Genomic DNA, 20,845 nt, shown 5'->3' with positions numbered 1-20,845 from the left:
ATGTCCAAAGGAAAAGTTTATTTGATTGGTGCAGGACCGGGGGATCCGAAGCTGATTACCGTTCGTGGACTTGAAGCGCTGCAACGTTCAGATGTTGTGGTGTTCGACCGACTGGCAGGTCCGCAGCTCCTAAACCATGCAAGGCCCGACGCGGAGCGTATTTATGTCGGAAAGCTGCCCGACCGCCACACTATGAAGCAAGAGGAGATTAATCAACTGCTGGTCGATTTGGCTCTTCAGGGAAAAACCGTTGCTCGCTTGAAGGGCGGCGATCCGACTGTTTTTGGACGAGTAGGGGAAGAAGCGGACTTACTCCAGAAAAACGATATTATTTATGAGATTATTCCAGGCATTACTTCTGCCATATCCGTTCCCGCTTATGCTGGAATACCTGTGACTCATCGAGATTTGGCCTCATCCTTTTCTGTTATAACAGGTCATGAAAGTCCGGACAAGTTAGACCTCTCCATCTATTGGGATAAGGTTACGAATGCGACGGGCACTCTAGTATTTCTCATGGGAGTCGCCAAAATCGGTTATATAAGCGAGCAACTAATGAAGCACGGACGATCTCCGGAAACCCCTGTTGCGCTTGTGCAGTGGGGAACCCGGGCAGAGCAAAGAACCCTCGTTGGCACGTTAGCCGATATCGATGAGAAGGTAAAAGTAGCGAATATACAGCCCCCTGCCGTCATTATCGTCGGAGAAGTCGTTCACCAACGTCAGACGTTGGCGTGGGTGGAGAAGAAGCCATTATTCGGTCAAAGAATACTCGTAACAAGAGCCCGTTCGCAAGCGAGTGAACTTGTGTCAAAAATCGATGATTTAGGCGGAGAAACGTATGAGTTCCCTGTCATTGAAACACGGTTGCCTCAATCTCTGGCAAAGCAGGAAACGATTAAACAGGCTTTACTGCAAGCGGAATCCTATGATTGGGTCATTTTGACTAGTGTCAATGGAGTGGAGTTTTTCTATCATTGGCTTGATCATCTCGGGTTGGATATTCGATCGTTTGCCCGTGCTAAATTCGCCGCAGTGGGACCTAAGACGGCAGAAGTACTCGCTAAGCGCGGCATACGTGCGGATCTATTACCCGAGAGCTTTCGAGCGGAGGGCTTGCTGCAAAGTATAGACAGCATGATAAAGCCAGGTCAGAAGGCGCTGCTTCCGCGGGGGGATTTGGCAAGAGAAACATTGCCTCAGGAGCTTAAACAACGTGGAGTCGAAGCTGTTGAGATCGATGTCTACGAGACGAAGCTATCTGCACCAAAAGATCTGTGGCTTCCCGAGATGCTTGAGAATGGAGAAATCCATGTTATTACCTTTACAAGCTCCTCAACGGTTATTAATCTGCTTGAAGCGTTACGTCAGTTAGGCGTGCAGAATCCCGCTGAAGCACTGCAAAAAATCGAGATAGCCTGTATAGGTCCGGTGACGGCCCGCACGGCTGAAGAGAATGGCCTGAAAGTAACGATTGTTCCCGAGAATTATACAATTGATGGATTAGTAAAAGCATTGGTGGATAAACGCAGCGCTTTGAAAGGAGAAAATTGATTGATGACTTTTCCCCATGTTAGACATCGTCGCTTGCGAAGCTCGGCAGGCTTGCGAAGCTTGGTCAGAGAAACAACTATTGGAATCAGTGACTTCATTGCGCCAATCTTCGTAACGGAAGGTGAAGGCGTAAAGAAAGAAATTCCTTCTATGCCAGGTGTGTTCCATTGGTCGCTTGATACCTTGGAGCAGGAACTAGACGAGATCGAAGCTTTAGGTATTCATGCCGTCCTCGTATTCGGAGTGCCAGATCATAAGGACGCTGCAGGAACATCCGCTATCGAAGAGAATGGCATTGTACAAAGGGCGATTCGTAAAATAAAAGCATTACATCCAGGAATTGTCGTCATTGCGGACACCTGCTTGTGTCAGTTTACGGACCATGGCCATTGCGGAGTTGTCCATACAACGGAATGCGGAGCCGAAATCGGGAATGACGATTCTCTGGAGCTTCTTGCCAAAGCTGCGGTTTCACAGGCTAGCGCGGGGGCAGATATTATTGCTCCCTCCAATATGATGGACGGGTTTGTTACCGCCATTCGCCAAGGTCTAGATGAAGCAGGATTTACAAACACGCCAATCATGTCCTATGCCGTCAAATATTCTTCGGCTTATTACGGGCCATTCCGCGAGGCTGCACATTCCTCGCCCCAATTCGGCGATAGGAAAACCTATCAAATGGACCCTGCCAACGCTCGTGAAGCGCTGAGGGAGGCGCAATCCGACGTTGAGGAAGGCGCAGATTTTCTAATGGTGAAACCGGGACTTGCATATCTGGATATCGTTAGAATGCTAAGGGATAGGTATGAGGTGCCAATCGTTATTTATAACGTTAGCGCGGAGTATTCTATGGTTAAAGCTGCGGCTATGCAAGGTTGGATCGACGAGCGGGCTATCGTGCTGGAGACATTAATCGGCATGAAACGAGCAGGTGCGGATTTGATTATTACTTACCACGCCAAAGACGCGGCGCGTTGGCTGCAAGAGGAGTAATAGGTTTAATCGATGAGGGGCAGCCTTCAGCTACCCGCGAAGCTTTAACAGATTCAGTTTATACTCATTAATACCGAATTGAAGGACGCCTCGAGTTTCCAATTCCCGAATGACTTCGGTGAGTACTGCTTTGGTTACGCCGGCCATCTGAGCTAGCTCGTCGTAATTTAGGGACATGTGAATGGAGATTAGGTTTCCATCCCGTTTGCCGTTTTTGTTAGCGAGGGTAATCAGGTTCTTGAGAACTCGGGTACGTCCATCCAAGAAAGTAAGATCGTTCACGTGGTCGTTCGTTTGACGTAAACGCCGGCAAAGCTCGGCCAATATGCCCCGAGTGATATCGAAATGGGTTTGCAATAAATCCATGAATTGATCTGAGGAGAGCTCTAACACGTTTGTCATTTCTAGCGTTTGAGCTGTGGCTGAACGTGGACGGCCATCGAGCAGCGATAATTCACCGAAGCTCTCACCGCTATTTACGAGGGATAGTACTTTCTCTTCTCCAGTATTGCTTTTGGTGAAGAGCTTAATGGAGCCTGATAATACCACATAGAAGGTCGTTCCCATATCTTTCTCGTGAAAAAGAATCGAGCCAGGAGAAATCGATCGCCGATGGGCAATTGTTAGAATATGAGTCAATTGATCATCGTCGAGGTTATCGAAAAGCGAAACTTTTTTCAGCCATTCAATCATGATCTACTCTCCTATTCCAATGGGATAAAGTATGTAAGATGAAAAGTGCTTGTTTTCTTTAAGTTTACCACAGCCTTTTCCAATTCAGATAGTAGGATGTGTCGAATATGAGCGAAAAACATCGAACAAGAGTTGACTCCCTGTCCAAAGCAGCCTTTGAACGAGCAAAACAGGTTATTCCAGGCGGGGTAAATAGTCCGGTTAGGGCTTTTAAATCCGTAGGACTGACTCCTCTTGTCATTGAACGAGGGGAAGGCAGCCGGATCACGGATATTGATGGACAGACTTATATTGACTATGTGCTTTCCTGGGGGCCGTTGATTGCAGGACATGCGCACCCGGAAGTTGTGGATGCGATCAAGCGTACAGCTGAGAAAGGCACGAGCTTCGGAGCTCCAACTGAGCTGGAAACGTTGATGGCGGAGCTTGTCTGTGAGCGTGTCCCTTCGATAGATGTCGTGCGAATGGTTAATTCCGGAACAGAAGCCACAATGAGTGCATTAAGATTGGCTCGCGGTTATACGAAAAGGAGTAAAATCCTGAAGTTCGAAGGCTCCTATCATGGGCATGCGGACAGCTTGCTGATTAAAGCAGGCTCTGGCGTGGCTACTCTTGGGCTGCCGGATAGCCCTGGGGTTCCAGAAAGCGTTGCCGCTCATACGCTAACGGTCCCATATAACGACCTAACGGCTGTTAAGCTGGCGTTCGAACGTTATGGCGAGGAGATTGCAGCGATTATCGTAGAGCCTGTAGCGGGTAACATGGGGGTTGTTCCTCCACTTCCGGGATTTCTATCCGGATTACGTGATGTGACCCTCTCCTATGGAAGCTTATTGATCTTTGATGAGGTTATGACGGGTTTCCGCGTACATCGCAATTGTGCGCAGGGCTTATATGGCATTACGCCGGATTTGACCTGCTTAGGCAAGGTTATAGGCGGAGGGCTGCCTGTCGGAGCTTACGGCGGTCGAAGAGAGATCATGGAGCAGATGGCACCCGTTGGTCCGATCTATCAGGCGGGGACATTGTCCGGTAATCCTCTGGCTATGGCTGCGGGTTATACAACACTCAAGCTCATGACCGAGGAAGCGTACCAGCTATTGGAGCGACTTTCGAACCGTCTGCATTCAGGTTTGGAGAAGAATGCACAGGAAGCTGGCGTTCCAATGACAATCAACCGCGTTGGTTCCATGGTTTGTCCTTTCTTTACTGATAAACATGTCATCAATTACGAAGTGGCTAAGCTAGGGAATTCAGAGCATTTCCGTACTGTATTCAGCGGGCTTCTAAATAACGGCGTAAATATCGCTCCTTCTCCGTTCGAAGGTATGTTCGTATCCACCGCCCACACAGACAATGACATCGATCTGACCATTGCAGCTCACAAAGAAGCATTACTTGTACTATAGTTAAGTGTGTTTTCAACCAGGCTGCCCTCTCTTGGGGAGCCTGATTTTTTTTTTTTTTTTTTTTTTTTGAGCACAATGCGATGCTGTAGGTTCAATTTTGTATCTGCAGACACTTTGCTTCTCGATCCGGCGTACAGATTTTGACCTGCAGCTGCAAACAACCCCCTTAGCCCAAGAGGGGGTTGTTTGTTTTTTCTCCACATTGGCAGGCATGCCCGACTTACAGCAGCATATAGATAATTAGTGAATTGTAAAGACGCCAGTCAATAAGGCGTCCATGTCGAAAGGAGGACTTCGTCGTGACGGACCAGCTGAACGGTTTACGATTTGATATTTATGAACGTGTGCATCTGCCTGACGATGTGGCCGCTATTGAAGAATTGGAAGAAATTGAATTGGTGCCTCATATGCAGGTGCTGCCGCAGGATGATCAAGTGCTTCTAAGAGGACATTTGCTGTTGAATGGAGTTTACCGGTCACAAGAATTGTCTGAAGTATCTCAGTTAGAGCATTGGATACCGGTAGAAATCTCGCTCCCGCTTAATCGGATTCAGAGCGTAGAAGAATTAGCTGTGGAAATTGATAATTTCGATGTGGATTTGATATCGAACCGTTCCTTGAATGTAACGGGGGTATTAGCATTGCGGGGACTGCAGGCTCAAGCTCCGCAAACGCCAATATGGCGCGACGATAGCTTTACGGTTGTGCATCAGGCGGAGCCGGAGCTAGAGACTCGGCCAGAAGATCAGCTTCCGAACTCCGAGAGGAGTCATGATGAGCTTGCTTTGAATGAGTCGGATTCTCTTGCGTCGGACGACTATGTTTCTGCCGTAAATGCGGATTTGGATGAGAAGGAACGTGTTGACGATTGGAGCTTGCAAGCGGAGACGGAGGAATTGCCGCTAGAAGCATCTAAAGAAAGCAGCTGGCTTGCGATGTTTCAAAACTTAGAGGAGTCTAGGAAAGACACGAGAGTCTATGCGGAGCCTGAAGAGGAGAAGCCCATAACAGCCTCGTTATGGGGAGACTTGACGAACGAAGCTCCCGCAGAGTCGGACCCGCAGCCCTATGTTGAAGAAGCAATCGAGGAGAAGCCCGACTTAAGAGTCGCTCTGGGTGGTAAGCCGCTAGAGTCCGTACAACAACAGCAATTCGGAGTCGGTCTTTTGTCTCAATTGGGAGAAAAGGGAGCAAAGCGAGAAGCGGATTTGAAGCTGATGGAAGCCGCTCAAGCAGAGGAGAAGGCTCAAGCTATGAACAATATAGCTCTTAGCGCAGAGGATGAATTAGAATGGACCAGCCTGTTCTTAAACAACGGCGGTGAAGCCCATTCCTTCCGAAAAGTAAAGATGTGTATCGTTCAACGTGAAGAAACACTTGAGCTGATTGCAAATAGATACAATGTTCAGTCCCGAGAGCTCCAGCTATATAATCGGCTGCATGATCCCTACTTATCGGAAGGCCAAGTGCTCTATATTCCATAACAGCTTAAAGGCTGCTTCTCGGATTTTATCGACGAGAAGCAGCCTTTTTTCATACTATCAGATGAGTATAACCTTTCTACTTCTAATACTCATCTGATAGTATGATACAAACATGTTCCGCCGTCTAAGGACGGCAAAGCCGTTTTACTTGATTGTCGTTGTTTACAGCAGGAGTTTTCGTCTGTATTGACTCTAAATGTGACGGCGAGTAGAATAGGAGAGAAAGACACGGATAGGGAAGAGTAAGCAGATCAAGCCTTCAGAGAGCGGAGCCGCTACCCGAGTAGCGCTGAGAGGTCCCGCAGGAAACAAGCTGCTACAAGTCGCCCTGGAGTTTCCTGTTTGAAGCTAACGTCCATTCGGGGCGAGCTGGTAGAACAGGACGGCAGCAGCCGTTATCTTGCAACGAGTGCCGCTTTGGTGAAATGATGCCCGGCGGAACGAAGGTGGTACCACGGAAGTTTACCTTTCGTCCTTTGCGACGGGAGGTTTTTGTGTTTTTTTTGCATGTTGTTGAATTTGTGTCATATGGAGGTCGTGTAACTTATGTCCGAAACCAAAGGGAAGCTCAATGTCGAAATGCCGACAACCTATGATCCCAAAAGCGCCGAAAACAAATGGTATGATGCATGGATAAAAGGCGGTTATTTTCAAGCGGGACGTCTTCCCGACGCGCCTAAATATACAATTGTCATTCCACCGCCTAATGTGACTGGAATGCTTCATATCGGCCATGCGCTTGATTTTACTTTGCAGGATATTTTAATTCGGTTCAAGCGCATGCAAGGCTTTGATGCCTTATGGCTGCCGGGAACGGATCATGCTGGAATTGCCACCCAAACGAAAGTGGAGCAGAAGCTTCGCGAGGAAGGCTTAAGCCGGTATGATCTCGGTCGCGAGGCGTTTCTGGAGAAAGTATGGGAATGGAAGGAGCATTATGCGGGAACAATTCGGCAGCAATGGTCCAAGATGGGCCTCAGCCTTGACTATTCCCGTGAACGTTTTACCCTAGATGATGGCCTTTCGCGCGCGGTCCGGGAAGTATTCGTACGTCTTTATGACAAAGGCTTGATCTATCGCGGCAAAAGAATTATTAACTGGGATCCCGCAGCTCGCACGGCACTTTCCGATATTGAAGTTGAATATAAAGAAGTGAACGGACATCTGTACCATCTTCGTTATCCATTATCGGATGGCAGCGGTCATTTAACCGTAGCTACAACCCGACCGGAAACCATGCTTGGCGATACGGCTGTTGCGGTTCATCCTAAGGACGATCGATATAAACACCTGATCGGAAAAATGCTGCTTCTCCCTATCGTAAATCGGGAAATTCCGATTATCGCGGACGAATACGTAGATAAGGAATTCGGAAGCGGCGCGGTAAAAATTACGCCCGCGCATGATCCGAACGATTTCGAAGTAGGTTCTCGTCACGAGCTGGCGCAGATCACGGTCATGGATGAAGGCGGCAAAATGAATGAGAATGCCGGCCCTTATCAAGGGATGGATCGTACGGATTGCCGCAAAGCAATCGTCAAAGACTTGCAAGAGCAAGGAGTCTGCATTCAGATTGAGGATCATGTACATCAAGTAGGGCATAGCGAACGCTCTGGCGCAATCGTTGAGCCATACTTGTCTACACAGTGGTTCGTTGGGATGAAGCCGTTAGCCGAGAAGGCGATTGATTCGCAGAAGTCGGGCCAAGGTGTAAAGTTCGTTCCTGATCGCTTCGAGAAAATCTATCTGCACTGGATCGAGAACGTTCGCGATTGGTGTATTTCCCGTCAGCTTTGGTGGGGACATCGGATTCCAGCGTGGTACCACGATACGACTGGCGAAATTTATGTGGGTCTTGAAGCGCCTGAAGGAGCGGATCAACCTGACTCTCCTTGGAAGCAAGACAATGATGTGCTTGATACTTGGTTCAGCTCTGCGCTGTGGCCATTTTCTACATTAGGATGGCCCGATGATAGCCAGGATCTAAAGGATTATTATCCGACAGGAGTACTTGTAACCGGATATGACATTATTTATTTCTGGGTTGCACGTATGATATTCACAGCCATTGAATTCACTGAGCAAATTCCATTTAAGGACGTTCTTATCCATGGACTTGTTCGCGATGCGGAAGGTCGAAAGATGTCTAAGTCGCTTGGCAACGGGGTTAATCCGCTCGATGTTATCGAACAATATGGCGCAGACGCCATGCGATATATGATTTCAACTAGCAGTACCCCGGGGCAGGACTTGCGTTTCCGCTTCGAGAAGGTCGAGCAAGCGCGTAATTTCGCTAACAAGATCTGGAACGCTTCGAGATTTGCTCTAATGAATCTAGAAGGCTTTACTTTTGCGGATATCGACCTCAGCGGGAAGCTGTCAACAGCCGACCGCTGGATTTTACATCGGTTGAATGAGAGCGCTCGAGACATTACTCGCCTTATGGAGAGTTACGAGTTCGGGGAAACCGGCCGATTGCTGTATAACTTCATATGGGATGACCTGTGTGACTGGTATATTGAGTTTGCTAAGCTTACGCTGTACGGTGAAGACGCGGCGGCTAAGAAGAGCACGCAATCAGTACTAGCTTACGTCTTGGACCGTACCTTACGTCTTCTGCATCCATTCATGCCGTTTCTTTCGGAAGAAATTTGGCAGCATTTGCCTCATGAGCCTGGCGAGACGATTACTTTGGCTGCTTGGCCAGAATATCGCGCTGATTTCGAAGCCGCAGGCTCGCTTAAAGAAATGGAGCTTTTGATGGAAGCCATCCGCGCTGTACGTAACGTCCGTGCAGAAGTGAACGTATCGCCCGGCAAGAAAATTGAATTGCTCCTGAAGCCGACCGGGGAAGCGGAAGAAGGTATTTTCAGCCGAAATGAAATATATGTGCAGCGCTTTTGCAATACGTCATCCTACACGCTGGATCGAGCTTTAACGCCTCCGGACAAAGCGATGACAGCCATTATCACGGGAGCTGAGCTTTATTTTCCGCTTGCGGGCTTGATTGACATTAGTCAGGAAATTGCTCGTCTGACCAAGGAAGTTGATACGTTGAATACGGAAGTAGAACGCGTGGAGAAGAAGCTCTCCAATGAAGGATACATCGCTAAGGCTCCGGCCCACGTTGTCGAGCAGGAAAAGCTTAAAGGTGAGGATTACCGAGAGAAGCGGGATAAAGTATTAGCGCGGATTGCCGAGCTGCAGGGATGATGGGAGGAAGAATAACACCATGAATAAGGATTCCTCCCAAGAGCTTTCTTTCCATGGGGCTGCGGAAGCGATGGCTTGGATTACTGGGCTGACCTCCTTCGGTATTCGCCCGGGTTTAGAACGGATCAACCGTTTAATGGAACGCTTCGGTCATCCGCAGAGAAGATTAAAATTTATTCATGTGGCCGGAACGAACGGAAAAGGCTCAGTTTGCGCCTATTTAACAAGCGTATTGAGACAGAGCGGGTATGATGTAGGGACATTTACTTCTCCTTACCTCACCTCCTATTCCAATAGACTCCAGTATAATGGGCAAGATATAGATGATGAGGTGCTTGTTCGGCTCGTCAATCTATTAAAGCCTGCAGCAGAAGAAATGGCGAGAAGTGAATGGGGCAGCCCGACGATGTTCGAGGTAACGACTGCTCTTGCCTTGCTCTATTACGGGACCGTAGCGTATCCGGATTACGTCGTGTGGGAAACAGGACTTGGAGGTCGTCTTGACGTCACTAATATCGTTACTCCGGTTGTCAGCATCATCACTAATGTTGGCCACGACCATATGGATGTACTAGGCCCTACGATTTCCGATATTACAAAAGAAAAAGCAGGCATTATTAAACCGGGAGTGCCCGTTATTACAGCGGTTAGCCAACCGGATGCGGTGGCGATCATGAAGGAAACGGCATTAGCCAAAAATGCTGCGCTGTACCTTCTGGGCGATCATTATACGTATAAACCGATAAATATGGCCGAAGATGAGCAAAAGTTTTCTTTTCAAGGACCGTTCCGTGTTTTACAATCGTTAACGGTAACTTTGAATGGTGCTCATCAGATTATGAATGCCGCAGTTGCTATAATGACTATTGAAGTCCTTCGGCAGTATTATGCTTTAATTGTGGAAGACGAGGACTTAGCAATAGGCATGCGTAACACCACTTGGCCGGGCAGGCTGGAGATGGTATCGCGGGAACCAAGGATATTGCTGGACGGCGCCCACAACCCGGAGGGTATGGAAGCCTTAGCGAATGCGCTTCGCGATATTTATAAGTTCGATAAGTTAAATGTGATGATGGCGATGATGCCGAATAAGAATCATGAACATTCCTTGCGGCATATACTACCAATGGTGGATACGCTTGTGATCACGGAGCCTGACTTTCATAAGAAAATGAACGCCGCCGACCTGGCCGCCGTCGCTAATCGACTGGGTGAGGAGCTCGGACGGCCGCGGAACGTTGTCGTGGAGCCGGATTGGAGACGTGCCTTGGAGCTTCTTCGGGAAGCGTCAACACACGCCTCCGAGCACGTGAACACTTTAAGTGTGATTACAGGCACTCTTTATCTGATTGCCGATGTAAGGTCGTGGTTGCTCCATGGAACGAAATCTGAAAAAGGGTGGTGAAGCGTTGTTGCGGACCGCTGAACATGTACATTTTATCGGTATCGGAGGATATGGCATGAGTGCCATCGCCAGGGTAATGCTGGAGATGGGTTATCAAGTATCCGGTTCCGATGTGGTGCGCCAGGAATTAACTGACAAACTGGCCGCCAATGGAGCACAAATCTTTATTGGTCATGAGCCCGAACACGTTCGGGGTGCTGATCTTGTTGTTTATTCTACGGCGCTAGCTAAAGATAACGTAGAACGTCAAAAAGCTGAACAATTAAACATACCCATATTGCACCGCGCACAGATGTTAGCCCGGCTTCTGAATGCCCGTACGGGAATAGCAGTTGCCGGCGCACATGGAAAAACGACTACCTCCTCCATGATTGCTCTCGTCATGGAGCTCAGCGGATTGGATCCTACCTATATTATTGGCGGGGAAATCGTTAATGTCGGCACGAATGCCAAAGCGGGCAAAAGTCCATTCGTCGTAGCGGAAGCTGACGAAAGCGACGGCTCGTTCCTTCAGTATGAATCTGCTATCGGTGTCGTTACGAACATCGAAGCGGATCACCTGGAAAACTACGAGGGAGACTTCAATAAGCTTAAGGAAGCTTATGTCTCGTTCCTTCAAAATATTAAAGCAGATGGATGTGCGGTAGTTTGTGCGGATGACGAGAATATCCAGGAGATACTCCCCAAGGTAAAGGATTCTCGAGTCATTACCTACGGAGTAGAGACTAAGGATGCAGATTATACGGCTGCGGACATTAAGCTTGGGGACCGCTGCGCAACATTTACAGTACGTCACCGTGAACAGGCGCTAGGTGTCGTTACGCTATCAGTGCCCGGAAGACATAATGTATACAACGCTCTCGCGACGATTATCGTTTGCTTAGAGGCAGGAGCCTCGTTCGAAGCGATTGCAAAGTCGATTCAAGAATTCCGCGGAGCTAAGCGCCGTTTCCAAGTGCTTGGCGAAGTGAAGGACATGCTGGTCATTGACGATTATGCCCATCACCCCACGGAAATTCAGGCGACGATACAAGCGGCGAAAGCAACGGGAAAAAGAATAATCGCCGTTTTCCAACCACAGCGTTATACGAGAACCTTCTTTTTACTCGATGCATTTAGTCGCGCTTTCGAGGATGCCGATGAAGTCATTATCACCGACATATACTCTCCAGCTGGCGAGCAAAGAATTGAAGGCGTCAATTCGCGTAAGCTCGTAGAGCTTATTTCTCAGAACAGCAACTCGAACGTAACCTACGTTCCTACTAAGGAAGAGGTTCGGGATATATTAGCAGAGCGTATCGCTCCTGGAGATCTTGTGCTCACAATGGGTGCAGGGGATATCTGGAAAGCGGCTGAAGAGCTGGCACGAATACTGCGTGATCGAGCGTGAACATTTATCACCATTATTTTAACAACAAGAAGCAGCTGATAGGGAAACCTGAAGGCTGCTTTTAGTCGTATTAAGGACGGAGAAGTCGTTTTCTTTATTCTCATCATATTTCTCTCTCGACTCTCATAATCTAATTACTAGATTGAGGGACAAGGAGAGACGCAGTATGCAGCATAAAGCAAGAATGACCTTCCGTTTCGAACCGCCGAAGCCTGCCCAATCAAAAAAGCCCATAAGACAACCTCTTAAGGCAGGGCAACAGCCATTGACAGAGGATAATCTTGAGAAGGAAGAGGCCGTCATCGGTCAAAGCTTCTCCTCTTGGGATAGTCCATATCAAGATGACATCCATGCTCTGGAGGAAGTCATAAGAAGTTCTGATGCTAAGAAAGTAGAGGAGTCTATTTATGCACCTTATCCTGCTATAAAGATTATTCCTCACGATGAGCTTGAGGCGAACTGGAGCGGACCTTCGATAGAGCTGGAAGGCGAGTCGCAAACAAGCTGGTTAAATCAATCGCAGCCCCTTCACGATACTCCTGCCTGGGGACGGGTTTTCTTATCCGTTACCGCAGCGGTAGCAACGGGAGCTCTATTCGGTTACTTGGTTTTAAGCTTATTTACTGGAGAACCCTTGTTTCCAGGGAAATCGGATGGGAGTGCGCAAGTAAATGTACAAGCCCCGCCAGAACAATCTGCGGCTTCTTCGACAGAGCCATTGAAGATATTCGAAGACAACGAAACGTCTGTGCAGCCAGGAGTACAGAGCGAACTTACGCAAATTCCGGCAGATGTTTATTATATGCTTCAATACGGCGTTTTCCAGAGTGAAGAAAGTATGAAAGCGGCAGTGGAGCATTTGCAGGAGATCGGTCTTGATTCAACAGTGGAGGCGCAGGATGGTTACCGAGTTTATATAGGAGCAGCCGTAACTCGTAATGAAGCGGAGCTGCTGGCAGCCCAAATGTCCGATATTGAATTATACATTAGACCATTGGATGGAGATCCCTTGATCATTCGTTCCGGATCAATGCCCGCAGGCGAGATAGAATTTATGACCGCTAGCGCGGAGCTGATCCGAAAGCTGACTCAATATTCCGGCAGCTACTTACTAGAGAGCTTGCCGCAAGTGATGAACAAGGCTGATCTTTCCGCGCTGCAGGAAGCTCATCGCACGTGGCTGAGTAAGACAGCAGGGGTGGATACGTTTAGCAATGATACTCTTGGAGAGGGGGAGAGGATTGTGCAAGCCTTAAATTCGGCAGTTCTCTCGCTAACGGAATATAACCGTAATCCCTCACGCTTTCACCTATGGAGCATTCAATCGCAAACCATGAAAGCAATGCTCGCTGATCGTAACCTGCGCTCGATTATACAGTCAGCAAATAATGGATAATACAAATAGATAAAAAGATATTAGGACTTTTGAATGAGGCAGCCTGCTTCCAAGGGGCTGTCTTTGTTTTATACATTGTGTGACTTGTCTTGGAAACGTATAATAGGTAGACGGGTGTCAAAAAATGGTGGGAGACGAGGAATTATGAAGAAAAACGGATGGGTTCTCTTCTTATTTATCTTTCTGGGGTTGCTTGCTGGTGCCTTGGTAGCCATTTGGCTGCGGGAGATTCCGGGGCTCACCTTTTTAACACGTGCGATCAAGCTCAATTGGTCGCCTGCCGCGGATTTGTCGGTTATAAGCTATAGTCTGAATTTGAATGTAAACTTTAGCTTGCTCAGCGTGATTGGTGCAATTGTGGCGATATGGCTGTATCGTAAAATGTAATTCGAAAGGAAGTTTTACTTCATGCACTCTGCCTTACCTAACAGTCCCAAGCTCGTCCTCGCCTCCGCTTCCCCTCGCAGACAGGAGCTTATTGCTATACTGGGGCTTCCCGTCCAAATCCATCCAAGTCGGGTTGAAGAAGACACACCAGCGTATTGGACACCTTCACAAATCGTTGAGGGCCTCGCTGAGCGTAAAGCACTTGCGGTCAAAAATGAGCTTACCGATTCCTTAGATTTATCCTCGATTGTCGTTGGCAGCGATACCATCGTTGTGTTGAATGATAAAGTGATGGGTAAACCTAGAGATGTGCAAGAAGCGGAGCAGATGCTGCAGGAGCTTTCAGGAGAGGTCCATGAGGTATATACAGGGATTTCTTGCATAAGAGTCTCCGATGCTAAAACCGTCACTACACACCGTGTTACTAAGGTTCGAATGAGGAAGTTAACGCCGAATCAAATCTCACGTTATGTCGCTACTGGTGAACCGATGGATAAGGCTGGCAGCTACGGAATTCAAGAGATTGGCTCCTTATTCGTTGAATCAATTGAGGGTTGTTATTTCAATGTGGTCGGATTGCCGGTCTCCCTTCTTGCGGTTCAGTTGGAGCAGTTCGATATTATGTTACCTTAAATTTAAGCCAATCCCGCGGCCGACGCGGCTATTGAAGGCAGGTAATGGCTTTGGAGCAAAGATCCTTTCGATTGCGCGAGCTTCCCTCCGAGGAACGACCGCGGGAGCGTATGCAACAGCACGGAGCAGAAGCGTTAAGTCATGCAGAGCTGCTCGCTATTCTGCTGCGTACGGGTACTCAGAATGAATCCTCCATTCACCTAGCCCAGCGTATTCTGAACGAATGCGGAGGGCTTAGCAGATTGGCGGAGCGAAATTGGGAAGAGCTCATACATATCCGTGGTATTGGCCCTGCTAAAGCGCTGCAGCTTCAGGCTTCCATTGAGCTTGGACGGCGTGTCTCACGTTCCCGTTTACCGGAAATGGTCAAAATAACTTGTCCTCAAGATGGAGCAGATATTCTCATGGAGGAGCTGCGACATTTACGGGAAGAGCATTTTGTCTGTTTGTTTCTAAATACCAAAAATCAGGTCATAGGCCGTCAAACCTTATCAATCGGCAGCCTGAATGCTTCTATTGTCCATCCTAGGGAAGTGTTCCGCGCGGCCATTCGCCGAAGCAGCGCTTCCATTCTATGTGCCCACAACCACCCTAGCGGGGACCCAACCCCAAGCGCGGAAGATATTCAATTAACCAAGCGATTAGGGCAGGCTGGTGAACTGATTGGAATCGAATTGCTAGATCATCTGGTAATTGGTGACAACCGCTTTATTAGTTTGAAGGAAATGGGCTGCTTGTAATATAATAATAAGGATTGTCCCGACGACTGATGTACCTCAGACGGTAACAACTTAGCAGTCGCGGTGAGAGCAGGAGGAAACAACATGCTAGGAGGATTTACACGCGATCTGGGTATTGATCTCGGAACCGCAAACACGCTTGTTTACGTTAAAGGCAGAGGAATCGTTGTCAGGGAGCCTTCGGTGGTCGCCCTGCGTACCGATACGAAAAAAATCGAAGCAGTCGGCTCTGACGCCAAAAAAATGATCGGTCGTACACCCGGTAACATTGTAGCTATTCGTCCTATGAAGGACGGTGTTATCGCGGATTTCGAGACGACATCGACGATGATTAAATACTTCATTCGCCAGGCGCAGAAGCCGCGTGCTTTGTTTCCGCGCCACCCTAACGTGATGATCTGTGTACCTTCCGGAATAACTGCTGTTGAGAAGCGTGCGGTCGAAGACGCGGCAAAGCAAGCCGGTGCAAGGGAAGCGTATATTATTGAAGAGCCTTTCGCTGCTGCGATCGGAGCGGATCTCCCTGTGTGGGAGCCGACCGGAAGTATGGTTGTCGATATTGGCGGGGGTACAACGGAGGTGGCAGTCATCTCGCTCGGTGGGATCGTTACGAGCCGTTCAATCCGCATAGCAGGCGATGAAATGGACGATGCCGTTATGGCCTATATCAAACGGCTGTACAATCTAATGATTGGTGAGAGGACCTCAGAGCAGCTGAAAATGGAGATTGGCTCGGCAATGCCGCTGGACAAAGTAGAATCCATCGAAATTCGCGGGCGAGATCTTGTTAGCGGCTTACCTAAGACTTTAGCTATTACTTCGGATGAAGTGACTGAAGCGTTGTCTGATACCGTCAATGCGATTATCGATGCTGTCAAAGTAACATTGGAGAAATGTCCGCCTGAGCTGTCTGCGGATATCATGGATCGAGGGATTGTACTTACAGGCGGAGGAGCTTTACTTCGTAATTTGGATAAGATGCTGGCACGCGAAACAGGAATGCCTGTCATCGTTGCAGAGAATCCACTAGATTGTGTAGCGATCGGCACAGGAAGAGCATTGGATAATATTCATTTATTCAAGTCAAGAGGATCGGGCTCTAGGTCCAGTCGCTAATTAAGGAAGCTTGGGTTATGGGATGGGAAAGCAGGTGAGTAAATATTTTTAGAATAATGCGCAACAAACGGCTGTTCATTCTCATGATAGGGCTTATCGTTTTCATAGCCCTAATGGGATTCACCTTAGGCCGAACTCGCCTGACTTGGCCTGAGAAGTTCATTAACGATGCTTTTGGGACTGCGCAAGGAGCTTTGTATCGGCCGGTCGGAGCAGTCGCGGATTTTTTCCGTGACCTCGGCCGGCTTTCCGACGTATATAAGGAAAATGAACAGCTTCGGCAAACCGTTGCCCAATATACGCAGGATCAAATCCGGTTTAATCGACTAGAAGCAGATAATAAGCGTCTTCAGGAAGAACTAGATTTTACGGAACGACAGAAGCAATTAGACGACTATCGTTATCTTATTGCACAAGTAGTAGGGAGTACTTCCAATCCCTATGAGAAGACAATCAAGATCAATCTGGGGTCTAATGATGGACTTAAAGAGCAAATGGCGGTTAGAACGGTTGATGGCCTGGTTGGTTTAGTCAGTCATGTCTCGACCTTCACCTCTACGGTTACTTTAATTACCGAGTTGGATGTAGATACCGCTAAGGGAACACCTGTCTCCGCAACCGTAGTCGGAAAAACTGAATCATTCGGGATCATTGAATACGACGAAGTAACCCAAACACTTCAAATGAATAAGATTGATGAGAATGACAAGCTTGCCGAGGGTGATATTGTCATGACGTCGGGTATAGGGAGTATTTTTCCGCAAGGAATTATTATCGGAACTGTGAAGGATAGACAGGTCGGGGATTTCATGACGCATACTGCAATTATAACTCCTGCAGCAAAATTAGATCACCTTAGAGAAGTGTTTGTCATAGTGGTGCCTGATATGGATGGGCCTTAATGATGAGAGCTAATCGTGTGATCCTGGCCGCTTTAATACTTGTTATTATCGAAAGCTCCATTATTCCTTGGTTAGTGCCAACTCCATGGAGTGGCAGACTGCTTCCCCATTTGTCTTTTATTATGACTTTGTTGGTTGCCGGCTTTGCAGGTCGTCATCGTGCATTCCTGTTCGGTCTTAGCTTCGGCTTGCTTCAGGATATGTTGTTTTATGGCCATTTGATCGGACCTTATGGTTTTGGTATGGGACTAGTAGGTTATTTAGCCGGACTGGTTACAGAAAAACGGCTTTATATGACGGTAGGCTATTTCATTTGGATGGTTTTAATCGGCAGTGTAATGTTGGATTCAACCGTTTTTTTCATTTACAAGTTATTTCGCTTAACGGAGCTGGAGTATGGCTATGTTTTTTATTGGCAGCTTGCTCCGACCGCACTGCTCCAGCTTTTTATCGCACTCCTTATGTATGTTCCGTTTCGTCGATACCTCGTCAAGCCTTCGAATTCATCAGGAGAAGAAGGGTCGGAATAACTTCCGTTTAACCTGACAGGCAGGAATTCAGCTCCATTAAGCAGAATTTCATTTACCGTAGGGAGGAGCGGACAAAAGTGACCGGCAAATCACACATTACGATAAAAGGAATTAAAGAAGGACTTGTATTTCTATTAGACGATCAATGTGACTTCATTGCTCTGCTGGACGAATTGAATGCGAAACTGGACAAGCACGTACAGCAATTCACGGGTCCAATCGTGCACATATTTATAAAGCTCGGTGCAAGGCAGCTGGAAGAAGAAGATAAGGAACGGATTCGCCTCATCTTACGCAGACAAGGTAACTTGATTATCCAATCTATCGAAAGCGATCCTCCGGAAGTCGGCCCCGATCAGAAGGTTGTTCCCAGCTTACATACGATGTCCGGTATTGTGAGATCCGGGCAGACATTGGAATTTGAGGGACATCTTCTGCTGCTTGGCGATGTAAACCCTGGGGGAGCGATCAGATGCACCGGAGATGTATATGTGCTAGGTGCCCTTAGGGGAACAGTTCATGCAGGGTCTGCAGGAGATCATGGCGCGATAATTGCCGCTTCGTTGATGAAGCCTACCCAGCTGCGTATCGCGGACGTAATCAGTCGTCCACCGGATGAGTGGACTTCTGCAGAGCCCTGGATGGAGTATGCGTTTCTACGTGAAGGTACAATGGCCATTGATAAAATGACAAGTCTTAGCCGTTACCGCAAGGAAGTCATGCAGTTCAAAGGAGTGTAGAATGATGGGAGAAGCGATCGTTATTACCTCGGGTAAGGGCGGTGTCGGCAAAACGACAACGTCAGCCAATCTGGGCACAGCATTGGCGATAATGGGCAAAAAGGTATGCATGGTTGATACCGATATTGGCTTGCGCAACCTGGATGTCGTAATGGGACTGGAGAATAGAATCATCTATGATCTTATTGATGTTGCCGAAGGTCGCTGCCGAGTTAACCAGGCGCTTATTAAAGACAAGCGCTTCGACGAGCTCTATATGCTTCCAGCTGCACAGACGAAAGACAAGAATGACATTTCGCCTGAGCAGGTTCGCCAAATCATTGAAGGTTTAAAGCCGGATTTTGACTATGTTATTATTGATTGCCCTGCTGGAATCGAGCAAGGCTTTCGCAATGCCATCGCTGGTGCTGATCAAGCGATTGTTGTTACCACTCCGGAGAATGCTGCAGTCAGAGACGCTGACCGGGTGATCGGCCTGCTGGAGAAGAGTCATTTCCCATCGCCAAAGCTGGTAATCAACCGTATTCGTCCGAACCTGATGAAGAATGGGGATATGCTTGAGATTGATGATATTTGTCAGGTTCTAGCAATAGATTTGATCGGTATTGTTCCTGATGATGAGCTCGTTATAAGAGCAGCTAATACGGGTGAGCCGACAGTAATGAATGTTAATTCCCGCGCTGCTATTGCATATCGTAACATTGCTAGGCGCATATTGGGAGAGACAGTTCCTTTGTCACAGTTGGATGAGAAGTCTGGGATGTTTGGCAAAGTAAAGAAGTTCTTAGGAATGGGATGATCGGAGCTTGTTAAACCGATTGAAGAAGATGGACTGGATGATGCTGATTATCCTGGGCTTGTTCATGGCTATTAGCACCATTGTCGTTCGAAGTGCAACGTATAATAACCCTATGTATGTAAATCTTGATATGATGACGCTTATCTTCTACGGGCTTGGGTTTTTCGTGATCATAATCGCTACGCTTGTGGATTATCGTCTTATTTTAAAGATATGGTATGTTTGGTATGCTCTTGGATTAATCATGCTCGTACTTGTCTTCTTTCTAGCTGAGGAGAAGAACGGTGCTCGTAGCTGGTTTGAATTGGGTCCGCTATCGTTCCAGCCAGCTGAAATGATGAAGCTGTTTCTCATCATTGCAATTGCGGCTATCCTTGGAAGACGACAGGGCGATCCGCTCAAGATGCGCAGTGACGTTCTGGTGGTGGCCATATTTGCTTTCGTGCCGTTTGTACTCGTCATGATTCAGCCCGATTTAGGCAACGCCATCATATATGTGTTCATCGTCCTCGGAATGCTGTGGATCGGTAATGTGCGGTATATGTATGTCCTGATTGGAATGGCTGCGGTTGTTGGAGGATTAATATTATTCGTGACCCTCTTTAATACGTATAACGCGGATATACGCGAGTATCTGAATGGTGAGGGTAAGGGTCATTGGTACGAACGGATCAATACTTATATTCATCCCGAGGAAGCTTCCGCCGATGAACGGCGTCAATCTGATAATGCAAAAATCGCTATTGGATCTGGCGGGCTTGCCGGTGATGGATATATGCAAGGAGAATCCAAGAACCGCAAATTCATACCCTATGCTTATTCAGATTCCATCTTTGTCGTCATTGGTGAAGAATTCGGGTTTCAGGGCGCGGCCGTGTTGCTGTTACTGTATTTCCTTTTTATTTATAGGATGATCTTAATCGCTTATCAGTGTTACGATTTGAGAGGCTCCTTCATTATTATTGGTATCGCCACCATGATGGTGTTCCAAATCTTCCAGAACATTGGGATGATGATCGGAATTATGCCCATCACGGGTATTACTCTGCCGTTTATCAGTTATGGAGGGACCTCTCTGTTGCTGAACATGATGTCGATCGGATTGATCTTTAGTATTCGGGCACATCAGGAAAAGTATCAGATGGATAGCTAGGTTCGGCGAATATTATCGATTAGGGACGAGGATATCTCCTTCCAGCCGCTGGACGAAAACCTTTGCCTGATTAGATTAACCCGAGGAAAGGTGGCAAAGGTTTTCGAGAGGCGGACGTTACACTCTTCCAGGAGATACTCTCTTACCCTTACTCCTTTATTCGCGAATTAGTGGTAGAGAAGTAAAGAAGCAGAACAGGAGTAAAACGACCTGTTCTGCTTCTTTTTCGTTCATTGTCGCAAAAAGCGACTATGGAGAGCCAAAGACCAGCAAACCACCGTTCATTGTCGCAAAAAGCGACTATGGAG

18 protein-coding genes are annotated in these 20,845 nt (G+C 47.7%); 17 read left to right on the top strand and 1 reads right to left on the bottom strand.

The features are described 5' to 3' along the window. Entirely contained in the window at window positions 1-1,554 is a 1,554-nt protein-coding gene (cobA, locus tag ACESLK_RS19635) for a uroporphyrinogen-III C-methyltransferase (RefSeq protein WP_373231397.1), read from the top strand. Between the two features lie 3 nt (window positions 1,555-1,557). Continuing rightward, window positions 1,558-2,547: a porphobilinogen synthase gene (gene hemB / locus ACESLK_RS19630; RefSeq protein ID WP_373231436.1), complete on the top strand. Its 990-nt coding sequence runs from the start codon at window positions 1,558-1,560 to the stop codon at window positions 2,545-2,547. A gap of 30 nt (window positions 2,548-2,577) precedes the next feature. Here hemB and ACESLK_RS19625 read toward each other — a convergent pair whose 3' ends face one another. Next, the gene (locus ACESLK_RS19625; protein ID WP_373231396.1) at window positions 2,578-3,240 is read right to left on the bottom strand and encodes a Crp/Fnr family transcriptional regulator; all 663 of its coding nucleotides are present in this window, start codon (window positions 3,238-3,240) and stop codon (window positions 2,578-2,580) included. Between the two features lie 107 nt (window positions 3,241-3,347). Here ACESLK_RS19625 and hemL point away from each other — a divergent pair, with 107 nt between their 5' ends. From hemL to ACESLK_RS19550, 15 genes are all read left to right on the top strand, one after another. Next, a complete protein-coding gene (gene hemL / locus ACESLK_RS19620) occupies window positions 3,348-4,649 on the top strand; it encodes a glutamate-1-semialdehyde 2,1-aminomutase (protein WP_373231395.1) in 1,302 nt (433 codons plus the stop codon). A gap of 299 nt (window positions 4,650-4,948) precedes the next feature. Beyond that, window positions 4,949-6,133 carry a LysM peptidoglycan-binding domain-containing protein gene (locus ACESLK_RS19615; protein ID WP_373231394.1) on the top strand — a complete coding sequence of 395 codons (1,185 nt, stop codon included), beginning with the start codon at window positions 4,949-4,951 and terminating at the stop codon, window positions 6,131-6,133. Window positions 6,134-6,679: 546 nt separating this feature from the next. Further along, window positions 6,680-9,346, top strand: a complete 2,667-nt coding sequence (locus tag ACESLK_RS19610) for a valine--tRNA ligase (RefSeq protein WP_373231393.1) — start codon at window positions 6,680-6,682, stop codon at window positions 9,344-9,346. A gap of 19 nt (window positions 9,347-9,365) precedes the next feature. Next, on the top strand, window positions 9,366-10,751 hold the full coding sequence (locus ACESLK_RS19605) for a bifunctional folylpolyglutamate synthase/dihydrofolate synthase (RefSeq protein ID WP_373231392.1): 1,386 nt from the start codon (window positions 9,366-9,368) through the stop codon (window positions 10,749-10,751). A 7-nt stretch (window positions 10,752-10,758) separates the two neighbouring features. Next, on the top strand, window positions 10,759-12,141 hold the full coding sequence (gene murC, locus ACESLK_RS19600) for a UDP-N-acetylmuramate--L-alanine ligase (protein WP_373231435.1): 1,383 nt from the start codon (window positions 10,759-10,761) through the stop codon (window positions 12,139-12,141). A 166-nt stretch (window positions 12,142-12,307) separates the two neighbouring features. Further along, window positions 12,308-13,537: an SPOR domain-containing protein gene (locus ACESLK_RS19595; protein ID WP_373231391.1), complete on the top strand. Its 1,230-nt coding sequence runs from the start codon at window positions 12,308-12,310 to the stop codon at window positions 13,535-13,537. Between the two features lie 144 nt (window positions 13,538-13,681). Then, the gene (locus ACESLK_RS19590; protein WP_373231390.1) at window positions 13,682-13,924 is read left to right on the top strand and encodes a DUF4321 domain-containing protein; all 243 of its coding nucleotides are present in this window, start codon (window positions 13,682-13,684) and stop codon (window positions 13,922-13,924) included. A 21-nt stretch (window positions 13,925-13,945) separates the two neighbouring features. Next, window positions 13,946-14,557: a Maf family protein gene (locus ACESLK_RS19585; RefSeq protein WP_373231389.1), complete on the top strand. Its 612-nt coding sequence runs from the start codon at window positions 13,946-13,948 to the stop codon at window positions 14,555-14,557. Between the two features lie 44 nt (window positions 14,558-14,601). After that, window positions 14,602-15,297: a RadC family protein gene (gene radC, locus ACESLK_RS19580; RefSeq protein ID WP_373231388.1), complete on the top strand. Its 696-nt coding sequence runs from the start codon at window positions 14,602-14,604 to the stop codon at window positions 15,295-15,297. Between the two features lie 84 nt (window positions 15,298-15,381). Then, window positions 15,382-16,413, top strand: a complete 1,032-nt coding sequence (locus ACESLK_RS19575; RefSeq protein WP_373231387.1) for a rod shape-determining protein — start codon at window positions 15,382-15,384, stop codon at window positions 16,411-16,413. Between the two features lie 56 nt (window positions 16,414-16,469). Continuing rightward, complete coding sequence (gene mreC / locus ACESLK_RS19570; RefSeq protein WP_373231386.1) at window positions 16,470-17,315, top strand: rod shape-determining protein MreC; 846 nt, start codon at window positions 16,470-16,472, stop codon at window positions 17,313-17,315. Next, window positions 17,315-17,845 carry a rod shape-determining protein MreD gene (mreD, locus tag ACESLK_RS19565; RefSeq protein WP_373231385.1) on the top strand — a complete coding sequence of 177 codons (531 nt, stop codon included), beginning with the start codon at window positions 17,315-17,317 and terminating at the stop codon, window positions 17,843-17,845. Before mreC ends, mreD begins: the two co-directional genes overlap by 1 nt. Window positions 17,846-17,922: 77 nt before the next feature. Then, window positions 17,923-18,585, top strand: a complete 663-nt coding sequence (locus tag ACESLK_RS19560; RefSeq protein ID WP_373231384.1) for a septum site-determining protein MinC — start codon at window positions 17,923-17,925, stop codon at window positions 18,583-18,585. 4 nt (window positions 18,586-18,589) lie between these two features. Further along, window positions 18,590-19,384, top strand: a complete 795-nt coding sequence (gene minD, locus ACESLK_RS19555) for a septum site-determining protein MinD (RefSeq protein ID WP_373231383.1) — start codon at window positions 18,590-18,592, stop codon at window positions 19,382-19,384. Between the two features lie 7 nt (window positions 19,385-19,391). Continuing rightward, window positions 19,392-20,537 carry an FtsW/RodA/SpoVE family cell cycle protein gene (locus ACESLK_RS19550; RefSeq protein ID WP_373231382.1) on the top strand — a complete coding sequence of 382 codons (1,146 nt, stop codon included), beginning with the start codon at window positions 19,392-19,394 and terminating at the stop codon, window positions 20,535-20,537. Window positions 20,538-20,845 lie beyond the last annotated feature (308 nt).

It is taken from the genome of Cohnella sp., from assembly GCF_041640265.1.
Taxonomy (GTDB): domain Bacteria; phylum Bacillota; class Bacilli; order Paenibacillales; family Paenibacillaceae; genus Cohnella.
Note: the sequence above shows the minus strand (reverse complement) of the source record. Positions and strands in the feature narration are given on the sequence as shown.

Coding starts and splice junctions, on each gene's coding strand:
- radC (WP_373231388.1), top strand. CDS start 14,602: ATGGCTTTGGAGCAAAGATCCTTTCGATTGCGCGAGCTTCCCTCCGAG.
- ACESLK_RS19590 (WP_373231390.1), top strand. CDS start 13,682: ATGAAGAAAAACGGATGGGTTCTCTTCTTATTTATCTTTCTGGGGTTG.
- mreC (WP_373231386.1), top strand. CDS start 16,470: ATGCGCAACAAACGGCTGTTCATTCTCATGATAGGGCTTATCGTTTTC.
- ACESLK_RS19575 (WP_373231387.1), top strand. CDS start 15,382: ATGCTAGGAGGATTTACACGCGATCTGGGTATTGATCTCGGAACCGCA.
- ACESLK_RS19605 (WP_373231392.1), top strand. CDS start 9,366: ATGAATAAGGATTCCTCCCAAGAGCTTTCTTTCCATGGGGCTGCGGAA.
- ACESLK_RS19595 (WP_373231391.1), top strand. CDS start 12,308: ATGCAGCATAAAGCAAGAATGACCTTCCGTTTCGAACCGCCGAAGCCT.
- hemL (WP_373231395.1), top strand. CDS start 3,348: ATGAGCGAAAAACATCGAACAAGAGTTGACTCCCTGTCCAAAGCAGCC.
- ACESLK_RS19625 (WP_373231396.1), bottom strand. CDS start 3,240: ATGATTGAATGGCTGAAAAAAGTTTCGCTTTTCGATAACCTCGACGAT.
- ACESLK_RS19585 (WP_373231389.1), top strand. CDS start 13,946: ATGCACTCTGCCTTACCTAACAGTCCCAAGCTCGTCCTCGCCTCCGCT.
- mreD (WP_373231385.1), top strand. CDS start 17,315: ATGATGAGAGCTAATCGTGTGATCCTGGCCGCTTTAATACTTGTTATT.
- ACESLK_RS19610 (WP_373231393.1), top strand. CDS start 6,680: ATGTCCGAAACCAAAGGGAAGCTCAATGTCGAAATGCCGACAACCTAT.
- minD (WP_373231383.1), top strand. CDS start 18,590: ATGGGAGAAGCGATCGTTATTACCTCGGGTAAGGGCGGTGTCGGCAAA.
- hemB (WP_373231436.1), top strand. CDS start 1,558: ATGACTTTTCCCCATGTTAGACATCGTCGCTTGCGAAGCTCGGCAGGC.
- cobA (WP_373231397.1), top strand. CDS start 1: ATGTCCAAAGGAAAAGTTTATTTGATTGGTGCAGGACCGGGGGATCCG.